The organism is Coprococcus sp. RTP31081st1_H1_RTP31081_211007 (assembly GCF_040227275.1).
Classification (GTDB): Bacteria; Bacillota; Clostridia; order Lachnospirales; family Lachnospiraceae; genus Coprococcus; species Coprococcus aceti.
On record NZ_JBEHVP010000005.1, the window covers coordinates 23897 to 37533 of the forward strand.

At 47.3% G+C, this 13637-nt stretch carries 7 protein-coding genes; 1 reads left to right on the forward strand and 6 read right to left on the reverse strand.

Going from position 1 to position 13637, the window contains the following annotated elements:
* Nucleotides 1-9: 9 nt before the first annotated feature.
* The 4 genes from ABUA31_RS09185 to ABUA31_RS09200 form a co-directional block, all read right to left on the reverse strand.
* Entirely contained in the window at nucleotides 10-1680 is a 1671-nt protein-coding gene (locus ABUA31_RS09185) for a permease-like membrane multi-spanning protein (protein ID WP_055223398.1), read from the reverse strand.
* Complete coding sequence (locus tag ABUA31_RS09190) at nucleotides 1667-2392, reverse strand: ABC transporter ATP-binding protein (RefSeq protein WP_022216895.1); 726 nt, start codon at nucleotides 2390-2392, stop codon at nucleotides 1667-1669. The genes ABUA31_RS09185 and ABUA31_RS09190 overlap by 14 nt, the downstream gene beginning before the upstream one ends.
* 68 nt (nucleotides 2393-2460) lie before the next feature.
* A complete protein-coding gene (gene addA / locus ABUA31_RS09195) occupies nucleotides 2461-6303 on the reverse strand; it encodes a helicase-exonuclease AddAB subunit AddA (protein ID WP_349093174.1) in 3843 nt (1280 codons plus the stop codon).
* Nucleotides 6304-6307: 4 nt separating this feature from the next.
* Nucleotides 6308-10012 carry a helicase-exonuclease subunit AddB family protein gene (locus ABUA31_RS09200; RefSeq protein WP_349093173.1) on the reverse strand — a complete coding sequence of 1235 codons (3705 nt, stop codon included), beginning with the start codon at nucleotides 10010-10012 and terminating at the stop codon, nucleotides 6308-6310.
* A gap of 119 nt (nucleotides 10013-10131) precedes the next feature.
* On the opposite strand from ABUA31_RS09200, the gene ABUA31_RS09205 reads away from it, so the two are divergent.
* Nucleotides 10132-10614 (forward strand): hypothetical protein, encoded by a 483-nt coding sequence (locus ABUA31_RS09205; protein WP_055146811.1) that lies wholly within the window; start codon nucleotides 10132-10134, stop codon nucleotides 10612-10614.
* A 103-nt stretch (nucleotides 10615-10717) separates the two neighbouring features.
* Here the strand turns inward: ABUA31_RS09205 and ABUA31_RS09210 are convergent, their stop codons facing one another.
* Together ABUA31_RS09210 and ABUA31_RS09215 are read right to left on the reverse strand one after the other, a co-directional pair.
* Complete coding sequence (locus ABUA31_RS09210) at nucleotides 10718-11407, reverse strand: LbetaH domain-containing protein (protein WP_015535088.1); 690 nt, start codon at nucleotides 11405-11407, stop codon at nucleotides 10718-10720.
* Between the two features lie 73 nt (nucleotides 11408-11480).
* Nucleotides 11481-13529: a DNA topoisomerase gene (locus ABUA31_RS09215; protein WP_349093171.1), complete on the reverse strand. Its 2049-nt coding sequence runs from the start codon at nucleotides 13527-13529 to the stop codon at nucleotides 11481-11483.
* Nucleotides 13530-13637 lie beyond the last annotated feature (108 nt).

A 13637-nucleotide genomic window follows, 5' to 3' on the forward strand; every position in this document is an offset into this window, starting at 1 on the left:
TGCCTCCTGTTAATAACTGTACACATCAGTGTCTATATTCCACGCACTCCTGCGCATAGTAATACTGCGCAGGATAACGAGTATAGCTCCCATTATTATAAAGAAAATAATATATACTGCATATGACGGGATCATTGTAAACTTGAAAACAAGATATCCTGCCACACACAAAACAATTGCTATAACAATTGCAATAGCCATATTAAAGAATGCATTCAGATTGCCTCTGAGCGCACCGTATTCATCCTCCCAGTCAAGCTTCGGATGTGTTGAATCGAGAAGCACACCTGTGTATGTGCAAATGCCCGAGCCGAGGATTCCCAGCACAACATAATACACACTGTCTATAACACTACACTCCATATATATACAGAGGATAACCGTGGTAACCGCGATCGTCACTCCGCTGAACAGCATGCTAACCCAGACCTTTGCGCGGATCTGGAGATCATATGTCATCGGGATGTGCTTTATAAATGATATATGGCTTCCCTCTCTGGTGAACGCCGTGGATGCGATACTGTTCATCGCTGTTGCAAAGAATGCCAGGGCGATGACCGCAACCAGCATGACCATGTCAGCCAGGAAAAGCCCTCTTCCAAATGTGTCTCTGAATGCCCTGATCGAATCCGCAGTTGCAGGTATATTGAACAATGCCACAACGAGTATCGGCCATATCAGGTTGACCACAACGCAATACTTCCTGTATGCCGGAGTCCTCACCAGTGTCTTTATCTCCTTTGCCATATATGATCTGAACGGTGTCTTTATGGCAAAGTCCTGCAGCCCGACAACTTCCTTCTGGCGGCGTCCTGACCTTCCGGTGGATGACACAAGGTATACGCCCCTGAGGTACAGCAGATTTCCAAGGAAAAACAGAAGTGCCACACAGCCAGCGTTCACAAGCACAAAGAGCAACATATACACGATGTTGTTACTGCCCAATGCCTTCAGGAACAGCGGAACCGTGAAAAATATATTGTTCATTACCTTTATGAATATATTGTCACCATTTTTAAGGCTGTCTATGTAATTATTTATATTCACAGAGTCCATCTGTGCAAATGACCATATGAAAAGGCCTGCAAACACTACAACCGCAAGTCCCACCATGAAGTCCACATTTCTGAGCAGTTTGAGTCTGCTGAAAAACGCCATGACTATCAGTGCAAATATACCACAGTACACCAGCGGCAGAACCGGAAGTAAAAATACGCCAAGTAATGAGGTTATCACGGATACCGGCTTTATCTCTGCGGCTACAAAGTAACCGATAAATCCACAGAAGAGAACCATAAACTCCATGACGCTCTCGGCAAAATATGCGTGTGTAAACTTGGCGGCCACAAGCTCTGCCGGTTTCACAGGCAGCGGCAGTAAATGATCAAGATCAGATGAAAAATAAAGCAGATTGAATATGACCATTATACTGAATATAACGCCGAACACCGACATGAGCTGGATAACGAGGTTGAGTCCCTCTGTACAGCCTCCCGCCTCCATGAGTGCTGCAGTCATTATGTAAACTATAAATCCCACAACGATACAGCACGGGATCATGATACAGCACATGGCGATGATTCCCATGACCTTATATGCCTTTGCCTTGTCCCCATGCTCCGGCATCTCCATATCATTATTCCTGCTTATCATACTGAGCAATATCCTAAAATTCTTCATGCGTCATCTCCACAAATATCTCTTCAAGAGATTTGTTCCTGTGCTGTGTCTCAAGCTCATCCAGAGTTCCCTGGTATATATCCTTTCCCTTTCTTATCATGATTATCTTGTCGCAGAGCTTCTCTGCAACCTCGAGAACATGTGTTGAAAAGAATACACAGTTTCCTGCGTCGGCATGTTCACGCATCATTTTCTTGAGCTCATATGCCGCATTCGGATCAAGTCCCGTCATAGGCTCGTCGAGTATCCATACAGGTGGATTGTGCACAAGCGCAGCTATGACCATCATCTTCTGGCGCATACCGTGGGAATAGCTGACCATCTGTCTGTTCAGGCTGTCCTCCATACCAAAGCGTTCAGCCATCTGCTCTATCCTCTGCTTTCTCTCGGTGGTCGATACTCCATATATATCAGCGATGAAATTGACATACTCAAGTCCCGTAAGTCTGAGAAATATATCAGGATTGTCGGCTATATAACCCATGGACTGCTTGGCCTCCATCGGCTTTTCTCTCATATCGAAACCATTTATCTTTACTCTGCCCTCCGTCGGCATAAGTATACCTGTCAGCATCTTGATGGTAGTTGTCTTACCCGCACCATTCTGTCCAACAAATCCTACTATCTCACCCTTGTGTATATGGAAACTGAGATCATCAACTGATACAATGTCTCCGCCATACACCTTCTTAAGATTCTCCGCTATTATCATGCGCATGTCCTTTCATCACTATATCGTTTTTGCATACCCGGTCTTATTATATCAATTCAGCGTACGGTTTACAAGTTTACCGTTGTATCAAGACAGAATGAATATATGACCTTCTCCTTAACCTTCATGCCGGTGAGCTGTTCAAGCACATCGGCGTATTTGTCGAGCTGGACATGGTATCTCTTAACCAGCTCCGACGCATCCTTCACGCTGTCTGTCTTGTAATCCAGAAGAACTATGCCGCCATCCTCCTCGAAGTAGGCATCTATGATTCCCTGTACAACTATCGTCTCGTCTCCGCAGTCCTTAAGTGAGCCCATTATTTCTCCGGGCTTCATCATCATGTAGAACTGTCTCTCACGGTACAGTCTGTCCGACTTGCCCGCAGCCGCCATGCGCTGTCCTATCTCACTGTGTATCATCTTATATATCTTCTTTGGTCTTATCCGCTCTCTATACAGCTCATCAAATAACCCAAGCTCAAACACTCTGTCGACATCCTTCTCTGCATCCGCAACAGTTTTCCCTGAGAAGTCTGCAAGCTCCATGATCTTGTGATAAATGTTTCCTATCTCATTTCCATGGACTATCCTCTCCTCACTCATGAATGCTGGGATTGGGACCTCACTTCTGGCACTGTACTCCCTGCTGGTTAGGATATCCGGTGTAATGGCATCCTCACCGTGCGCCTGAAGTCTTTTTATCTCGGTTATGGACATCTTGCTCTTAAGCCCCGAATGTCTGTAGCCATACCTGAATTCCAGTCCGTTCTTCACATGGTCATAAAGTTCTTTGTCGAGCTTCGCTTCAGAGGCTTCCACTGTCATATTTTCTGCTTCATCCTGATCAGTCTCAGGAGACATAAAGCTGTCGGCCTCCACCTCGATGCTCTTCACATGATCGCACTCTCCCACATATCTGAGCGCGGTATATATCCAGGCGGCATAGCCATTTGCTTTCATGATAGATGCATAATTCATCCTGTCTCCGATTATATACATATCACAGGCTGCCTTGAATTTATCTGCATCCTTCACGCACCCGGTCATGTACAACTTTTCCTTTGCCCTGGTTAACGCCACATACAGGACTCTCATCTCCTCGGCATAGGTCTCCGCAACGATATTCTTACTCATTATCCGCTTGAAAAATGTCATTCTTCTGGCTCTTGTTCTGAGGTCGACCTGGTCGCACGCCAGATAATGATCCTGGTGGACAAGCACATTTGATCTGGTGTCCATCAGATTAAACTCCTTGCCGAGCCCAGACACAAATACAACAGGGAACTCCAGTCCCTTGCTCTTGTGCATGGTCATGACTCGGACGACGTCCTCATTCTCACTGACCACATCAGCCTCTGCAAAATCCAGATCATTTGTCTTGAGCTCATCAACATATCGGATGAAGTTGAACACGCCCTTGCTGTTCTCCTCGAAATCATCCGCCTTCTTGATGAGCATGTCGATATTCGCCTGGCGTCTTCTTCCCATCGGTCTGGCACCGACAAACCAGTAAAATCCGGTGGTGTCCAGCACGTATCTTATTATGTCGCTTATGGACATATAATTTTTATTCTTCTTGAGATAGTCAAGCATGCGGAGGAATTCCCACAGTCTGTCCACAGCGTGTTTTTTCTCGCCCACATGGGTGTCCATATAATCTATGACCTTGTCATAAAGTCTGGCGTTCCAGTCCGTGCCGTTCTTCTCGTATCTGCTGCGGTATTCACCCACTATAACCGCAAGCTCCTCCTCATCAAGGCCCACCAGTGGCGACCTTAAGACAGCAGCCAGGTCGTAATCCACGTAGCTGTTATCAACTATGGAGAGCATGCTGACCAGTGTCCGTATCTCAGCAGCATCAAAGTAGCCACTCTCACTCTCAATATACAGAGGTATGCCCTTCTCCTGAAATACCCTGTCAAATATGGTGGATGCTGTGGACACACTTCTAAGCAGTATGACGATATCCTTATATCTGACAGGTCTCCTGTCAGCACCACTTCCAACATACAGAGGTTCACTTCCGTCAACAATATCACGTATCTTACCGGCGATATAATTCGCCTCAACCTCAGGATTGCCATACTCCTCAGATACATCCGCTTCTCTCATATTGTTGTCTATGAGTATGAACTCTGATACAGGGCCATGATCCACGTCATCCGGCTCCTTCATCCCTTCTCCGTCACTTATGGCAAATCTGGAATTGAGCTTTGCGCCCTCATCGTACTCTATGTCTCCTAGCTCTCGCCTCATGAGCTGGGCAAATATTGAGTTCACCGTCTTTAACACATTTATCTCACTTCGGAAGTTTCTGGTCAGCAGTATGCTGTTGCCATCTATGTCCGGGTCCGCTATGTCAGCATCACCCAGCCTGCGGTAGCTGTCATACTTCTCTATGAACAGATCCGGTCTCGCCATTCTGAATCTGTATATGCTCTGCTTAACATCGCCGACCATGAATGTGTTGTGGATATCCTCACCGTGTCCCGACACACTTGCCAGAATGTATTCCTGCAGAAAGTTACTGTCCTGATACTCATCTATAAGTATCTCCCTGTACCGCCTTGAGACTTCCTTTCCAATCTCTGAAGGGACAGCCCTGCCATCCTCTATTCCATCGCAAAGTATCCTGAACGCGAACTCCTCTATGTCGTGGAACTCGAACATATTCTTGTCCATCTTGACCTTCATCAGCTCATCCATATAAAGCCCGGTGAGCTTCAAAAGTGATGATATCACTGGCTCAGTCATGGCTGCCTGCCTCAGAATGTCATCCACATCCAGGACGACCGAAACTATGTCGTCTATGATCGACTTATACACATCCCGCCTTGATTTGACAAATTCCTTCTTCTCCGGGTCAGCTCCACCGCCCGGGTTCACAAATCTGTCAAATGCATAGCATATACTCCGGCCCTGGGCATCCTTCTCCATCTTGAGTCCCTCCGGTCTCAATGACGATCTGTATATATCTCTGAGTTCAAACAGGTCAACATGCAGGTCGTCTTCCCCGCCACAGCTTCTGAGCATGTGTGTTATCAACTCAACATCCTTATCCACACGGAGTCCGTACGCCTCAAGGCCATACGCCTCCGTTGCATATTTCTGGCACTCCCTGACCATATCATCCGCAGTTCTGAGCATCATGTACACCCTGTCCGCAAATGTTCTGACCATCGGAAGCCCCATGACTTCTCTTCTCTTCTCCTCCTCAGTGGATGATGTATCCACGACAAATTTCATGGCATCCGCCGCCTGCGCAAGCCATTTTTTCGGCTCCGGATAGCTGGATATAACCTTTATTATCCTCTCAACGATATCCGGCACGGCACTGTCACTCTCATTTCTCGCAAACGTCATTATCAGCCTGTCGAAACCGGGCACGACCGATTCATCCTCATAGCACATCTCCATGACCTGATCCATCACGTCGCGCTTTATGATCTTCATCTCCGTGTCGTCCGCTATGCCAAATGCACAGTCAAGCTCCACCCTCGCAAAGTATTCCTTCACTATCCTAAGGCAAAAGCTGTCTATGGTGCAGATGTCAGCATGGTTGATCAATGTCATCTGCTTTATAAGATGCTCGTCATATTCGCCCTTCGCCATCATCTCATCTATCTTTTTCTGCAGTGCCTGTCCTATCTTCTCCTTCATCTGGGCCGCTGCCGCATTTGTAAATGTAACGACAAGAAGCTCATCCACAGATACCGGCTCGCTTCCCTCTATTCTGTCACCACGCGAATTTCTTCCGGCCACCATCTCTATGATACGCTCCACGAGCACCGCCGTCTTACCTGACCCCGCCGCTGCAGATACAAGAAGATTGCCATGCCTTGTGTCGATGACATGCGCCTGCTGGTCTGTCCACTTTATTCCATTGTCAGTCTTCATATCTTTTCCCATGTCATCATTCCTCACTTATCTCTATATCGAACTCAGCAGCTCTCTTCACTATCTGTTCAGACAGTTCCCTCAGCTCCTCAAGATGCGCCCTCTCCTCCGCAAGCTTCCTGCCGGTGCTCTCGAGAGTATCCCTCATCTTCTGTGTTGCCTTATCGCCGCGGTCATCTACCTTCTTCTTTGCATCCTCATACTTTTTCCGGGCGCTGTCACATGACTTAACGGCCTTCTCCATATCGCTCCTGACCTTCTTGTATTCAGTCTTGATATTCTTTATATCCTCAGCTTTGCGGTTGTAATTTTCCGCCTCGCCCCTATAGATCCTGGAGTATGAATTGCCTGAATACTTGCTGTCAAATGCACATATGCCCTTAAAATCACAGTATTTGCACGCATTTGCCTTGCCCTCATTGACCGGATTTATCTCGATGCTTCCCTCGGCTATACTGCCGGCAAGCCTCTCTATGTTCCTGCGGTTCGCCTCCATGAGATCTGTTATAAGAGTCTCCTCAAGGCTCTGTCCGTTCTTGAGTGTCGCTGAGCTGTTGTCCATGACCTTCAGCGCCCTGTTATCTCCATTGTACAGGCCTGAATATCTGGACTCCTCAAGTATCTTCTTCTCGAAGGTGTCCACAAGCACTCCCCCGAACACCTCGTCATCAGCCGCAAATCCCATGCCGTCATCAGTGTATCTGATCTTATCTCCCATTGCCGTCACGTCACATGCCGGATTGTCAAAGGTATAATACAGAAGTCCGCCCACATGTATACCACCAGGTCTTCCAAGCTGTGCCATCCTGCGCTTTTCAAGCTCGCAGGCTATGGCACCGTATGTCACAAGCTGCATCTGGAGTCCTCCGAGCACCTTGTCTATATCCAGCTTCTTATCAGATGACTTGTAATCTATAATCTTGAAATAAGCATCCCTGTCATCCGTAAATTCATCTATTCTGTCTATAACTCCCTTGAGGCTCATCGTGAGTCCATTTGGAAGGTTGAATATATATCTGTCTATGTTGTCTGCATTTTCCGATGTGTTGAACCGCCGCTCAAAATTCTCCGGGTCCATCTCCCCACATCTGATAAATGTGCGGAGCGTCCTGGCTGTCCTCGATGCAACATCCGCCAGAAGCTTTTTCATGTATGCCGCTCTTGAAGAATCCTCAAAGTACAGCCCGGCTTCATCCTCCGCAGATTCATTTGCAAATTCCACCGCCTTCTGTTCCAGCTCCGCCTCGTCCAGATGTACCCAGTCGTTGTCCCTGAACATCCTGACAAATGAGAATATCTTCTCCATGGTGCTGTGAAGTATATTACCAACATTTGCAGCGCCTATCCTGTATGTCTCCCTCTCTCTGAGCGAAAGTCCGTATGTCAGGAAATACTTGAACTGGCACTCAGCATACCGCTCAAGCTTGGACACACTCTCCACCAGATTCTCTCCATATATAAGGCGTACAGTATCTGGAGACAGATTTTTTGACGAGTTAACATAATTCTGCCCGAAATTGATCGATCTGAGCTGTCTGCCATATCCCATCTTCGAAAGCAGTTTTCTGACAGCGTCCAACGTCTCCCCGGCTTCAACGTCATCAGAATGTCTGATGATGTATCTGAGCGCTCCCGCCGCAGTCTCCGGCATCTGACCGTCCACATCATACTCCTCCGTCCGTATATCCGGGAATATATTCTTTATCCTGTCTATCAGGTATGACGGCTTCATGGACTTGAGATCCTCTCCGATCTTTCGGCACAGCACATAGATCATATCCGATGCCTTGGTGAGCGTGGTGTATATATAGAACTGTTCTATATACGCATTTGTCTTATCTGATGGAGCCAGCTCTATACCGTAGTCCTCAAGACTCTGGCGGTCTGCACCGGAGAGTATCCTGCCCTTCTTGGCCGGTTTCGGAATTATGCCTTCGTTCACTCCCGCCATGAACAGCACCTTTATATGGTTGAGCCTTGATCTCGTCATATCGCCGACCACCACGCGGTCTATAGTCGGAGGCACTATACCGATCTCCATATCCGCTATGCCTGCATCCAGGATTCCCGCATATTCTTTTACGGTAAGCTTCTCATCGCCGATTATAGCCTCCATCTTCTCAAACAGGGCAACAACCTTGTCAAATATCCTTCCGTATGCATCTCCCTCATCCCATCTCTCCTGCTCATACAGCACTTTCTTATGAGCCTCAAGCTTACCGCACACATCAAGCTGCGCAAGGAAGCTGTAAAGAGATTCCGTATATGTTCTCACTGTGTTCTTGGAGCCAGGGCTTGCCGGCTTCCACACATCGATACATTTGTCCGGGAAAAGCTCCATGATCTGGGCTCTTATAGACTCCATGTCTGCCGCATAGTCAGGATTCCTGTCATCGGTTATCTCCTTCGTCCAGCTCCTGTAACCCCTGAGATTCCTGAGAAGCACATAGTTCTCCATCCTCTCAATGTCGTCCTGATCCACACCGGTCATTCCTGACTTTAACAGTCTGAACACGCTGTCAAATGAGAAGTTGTCCGTCATCACACCGAGGAAAGCGCTTATGGTGTCTGAGCACGGATCTCCCTTAAGAGATATATTTGCATCTATGAACACAGGGATATCGTATTCCTCCATCGCCTGACGGTAATACCTTGCCACATCCTGCAGATCACCCGCAACCACGGCTATATCCTTATAACGGTATCCCTTGTCCCTGACAAGCTCTCGTATTCTTCCCGCTATATACTCAGCCTCGTCTGCCGCCCTGTCCACAGCGACCACATGTATGTCTCCGTCATCGCCTGTGACTCTGCCATGGGGGTATCTGAACAGATTGGCCTCAAGTCCTGCAAGCTCCTTGCTTTTCTCGAATCTGTACGGTCTGCGATCCTGACACATAACGACATTATCCAGTATGTCCACCTGCTCATCACCCGCCATTTTCACAAGCGCCTGCATAGTCTCCTTGGTGAGTCTGAACAGCTCGTACTCCTTCGGCTTTGTGAAGCCTATCTGCGACGCATCTATCGTAAATACAAATATCATGCTCTCAACGCGTGTCATGAGCTTCCTGATAAGATCCATCTGTACCGGTGTAAATCCTGTGAATCCGTCAAGATACAGATGGCTGTGTGCCAGCATATCCGACCTGTCCACGCATTCAGCCAGCAATTCAATGAGCTGCTCCGCAACTATATAGCTGCCATCCCTGTTGTACTCCTCAAATCTCTTATATATAAGCCTGATGTCATGCATTTTTCTGTATACCAGACTGTCCTTATCCAGCTTGTCCATGACTGCGTCGATCGAATCCCTGTCAACCGCATACTGGAACAACTCAGACATCATGGATTTCATCTCATCTATAAAGCCCATCTTGTTGATATAGCTTCCATAAACAAGAAGCTCGTCCTGTGACTCCATAAGTATCTTCTTGATGAGCATGCTCTTTCCAAAGTCCTCCAGAACCCTTCCCGGATTCACTGACAGCTCATCGAATACCCGGTACGCAAGCCTGTTGAAGCCTATGGCATCTATGTTCATTGTTCCATGCCTCGGATGCATGGTCACTATATCTCTCTGCGCCTCCATGGAGAACTGCTCTGGAACCACATACAAATAATTCAGGTCTCCGTGAGCCATCGACTCCTCTATCAGCTTCTTTATCACATATTCTGTTTTTCCTGAACCGGCGGGTCCCAGTACAAACTGTATTGCCATCTGTATTCTCCTTACACCTCAATATACTGTTATCTATGCTGTTTTTTCATCTGCTAATAATTTTCTCATAAAATCGCTCTCTTGTGAATAAAATATATAAAAAACAGGGAGAGCAAATAATGTCATCAACTAAACTTATCGTATTAAAATCAAAAGAACTCATATACACCGCCATACTGCTGGCACTTGTGATCGTATTTGTCATTATACTTATCACCATGTTCCGCGGCAAAGATTCGGATGACACCAGTGGTTCAGCCAGGAGCATCGCAACCTCAGCCCAGACTGATCCGTCTCCTAAGCTCGACGAGATACATTACACACCGGGGACATACTCATCTTCCCTTGTTCTGGGAGAAAACACTCTGTCCGTCATGGTCACTGTGGATGAGGACTACATCACAGATGTGTCATTCAAACAGGTGGATGAGACTGTGACCACCATGTACCCACTTCTTGAAACGGCACTCGAGGATATCAATACTCAGCTTCACTACATATCTTCCGTGGACGATATAACACCTTCCGGAGACAGCACATACACTACCAGACTTATCATAGATTCCATACGAAATGCCCTGAAGGATGCCGTGATCAACTAGCTGTCACGGTGCTTTCTGCCAAAACAAAAGGACATATGACCGTATATATCTTGTATTATATACGGTCATATGTCCTTTATTTATCCCACCGTTTATACAGTCGTTACTGCTTTGCAACTATGTTATCCTTATCCTTGAAAATACTGCCTCCCGGCACATATCCCCTGACTCTTGATACAGGATAGATGTTGCTGAATCTTCCTATTACGGTTCCAGGATTGAGGACGCTGTTGCAGCCAACCTCAACATTATCTCCGAGCATTGCACCAAACTTCTTAAGTCCTGTTGCAATGTCAAAGCTCTGTCCGTCCACATTTCCCTTAACGTGAACCAGAGTCTTGTCAGACTTCACATTGGACGTGATGCTTCCGGCACCCATATGTGACTTGAAGCCGAGGACTGAATCTCCCACATAGTTGTAATGAGGAACCTGAACGTTATTGAATATGATGACATTCTTGAGCTCTGTTGAATTACCTATCACACAGTTCTCTCCGACCAATACGCTTCCTCTGATGAACGCACCCGGACGAACCTCTGTGCCTGCACCTATGATTGTCGGTCCAAGGATGGTTGCTGTTCCATACACCTTACAGCTCTTGTGGATCCACACATGCTCATCCACCTCATTGTACTCATCCTTGTCCAGACTCTTTCCAAGCTCAAGCACGAAATCCTTGATAAGTGGAAGCGCCTCCCATGGATAGGTAAGCTTCTCAAGAAGAGGCTTTGCCATGGTCTGATCCAGGCTGTAGAGCTCCTTTATTGTTACAACTGACTGTATATCTTCCATAATAATAGTCTCCTTTTCTATCACATATAACTGATACATACTATGTTATACACCTTTGAATCAGTATGTGCAATCACTGTGTATCCGCATTCTTCTCCGCCTTTGCGCCTGTTCTGGCTGTGGCTCTTGTCTCCTTCTTCTGGGCACCTCCGCCCTTGGCGTAGAACACCTTCGTTTTGTCGAATACCCCTGTTATTCCATTCTGGTTCTGTATCTGCTTCACAAGGTTTGTGTATTTGGTGACAAATGTAGTCATCTTATCCGTGTATTCCTGCTTGGATATCTGACCTTCAGCGACACCCTCAAGCCCCTTTTCCCAGCTCGCCGTCAGGTCCGCTCTCAGCAGACCGTTGATGGAATAATATACTATATCGTATATTATCTCCCCAAGGAATGTCGGGGTCACTATCTGTGTCTTCTTGTTCAGCGATATATATTTGTTCTTCTCCAGCTTGGTGATGATCCCGTCTCTTGTGGCACTTGTTCCGATTCCAGCTCCCTTGATCTGCTCTCTGAGCGCCTCATCCTCTATGAACTGTCCGGCATTCTCCATGGTCAGGATCAGTGATCCTGAGTTGTATCTCTTAGGTGGGGATGTCTCACCCTCCTTTATGTCGATTCCCTGGACGCTCAGCTTGTCACCCTTCTTTATCTTCGCAAGCCTTGCTATGAATTCAGGGCTGTACTTCACATCGTCCTTCTTCTTGGAAAAGCTGTTGGCCGCCACCTTAAGATAGCCATCGTTTATCAAATATTTGAAGTTGGCAAACAACTTCTCTCCGTTCTTGGAGAGTGTCATTGCAACCTTCTGGTATTCCGCAGCAGGGTAAAATATGCTGAGGAATCTCCTGCATATGATCTCATATACCTTGAGAGCTGTAGGTGCCAGACTTCTAAGTGCTCCAAAGCCCTGTCCGGTAGGTATGATGGCGTAGTGGTCGGTGATCTGCTTATCGTTCACATATTTCGTCTTTGCGATTCCCTTATATGTGCCGCTCTCCATGGCCCCCTGTGCAAATTCTGCCACAGGCTGGAAATTCTTAAGTCCCGATATGTTCCGTCCTATCTCCTTTGCCACGGCCGTTGACAGCACTCTGGCATCTGTTCTCGGATAGGTTACCAGCTTCTTCTCGTAGAGCTCCTGGACTATCTTGAGGGTATCGGACGGACTGATCTTGAAAAGTGATGAACAGTCATTCTGAAGCTCCGCCAGATTATACAGCATCGGAGGCTGTTTCTTCTCTTTCTTGCGCTCCACAGCCTGGGCCACAGCCTCGGGCTCCCCTGCCTTCAGCTCCGCCAGAAGCTGCTCCGCTGCGGGTCTCTCTTTAAATCCATTCTCCTTATACAGAAGAGGCGACTCGAAATACTTTGTGCCCTTCACTGCCTTCCATTCTGCATCAAATGTCTGTCCTTCCTCGCCCACATTTGCAACGAGTCTGTAGAACGGAGTCTTTACAAACTCCCTGATCTCACGCTCTCTCTTCACTATTATACCGAGGACACAGGTCATGACACGGCCCACGGCTATGACACATCTGTCCATGCCGAGATACCTCTGGACTACATTTGAAAACTTCAGCGACAGCGCCCTTGAAAAGTTGATACCCATAAGGTAGTCCTCCTGGGCCCTAAGGTACGCTGCGTCGCTGAGGCTGTCGTACTCTGAGAGCGGCTTCGCCTCACGGATTCCCCTGAGGATCTCCTCCTCGGTCTGTGAATCGATCCACACACGGCGTTTCTCCTTGCCGGTTACGTGAGCCATTGAATCCACAAGCCTGTATATGTATTCTCCCTCTCGTCCTGAATCCGTTGCCACATAGATACAGCCTATGTCATCGCGGGTAAGCAATCCCGCAACGATATTGAACTGTTTCTTTGTGTCAGGAAGAACTTCATATTTGTATTCAGTTGGAATAAATGGAATAGTTGAAAGGCTCCACTTCTTAAGATTCGGATCGTAGACCTCCGGGTAGCTCATGGTGACCAGATGTCCGACACACCATGTGACAACCGCTGTATCCGACTCCAGGTAACCATTTCCCGCATTGCCCTTCACCCCCAGCACGTCGGCAAACTGCCTCGCCACGCTGGGCTTCTCTGCTATATATAAATTCTTCAAATTATGCTCCTATTCTTTCAGCATCCGCCACACACATGATCCTGTTTATGCCGTGACCGGTGCAAAAATACATCACAACACATCTGTATATAATAGCAGAATTTGTGG

Bases quoted from the DNA above. Each gene is read 5' to 3' on its own strand.
- ABUA31_RS09185 (WP_055223398.1), bottom strand. From the start codon at position 1,680: ATGAAGAATTTTAGGATATTGCTCAGTATGATAAGCAGGAATAATGAT.
- ABUA31_RS09190 (WP_022216895.1), bottom strand. From the start codon at position 2,392: ATGATAATAGCGGAGAATCTTAAGAAGGTGTATGGCGGAGACATTGTA.
- addA (WP_349093174.1), bottom strand. From the start codon at position 6,303: ATGGGAAAAGATATGAAGACTGACAATGGAATAAAGTGGACAGACCAG.
- ABUA31_RS09200 (WP_349093173.1), bottom strand. From the start codon at position 10,012: ATGGCAATACAGTTTGTACTGGGACCCGCCGGTTCAGGAAAAACAGAA.
- ABUA31_RS09205 (WP_055146811.1), top strand. From the start codon at position 10,132: ATGTCATCAACTAAACTTATCGTATTAAAATCAAAAGAACTCATATAC.
- ABUA31_RS09210 (WP_015535088.1), bottom strand. From the start codon at position 11,407: ATGGAAGATATACAGTCAGTTGTAACAATAAAGGAGCTCTACAGCCTG.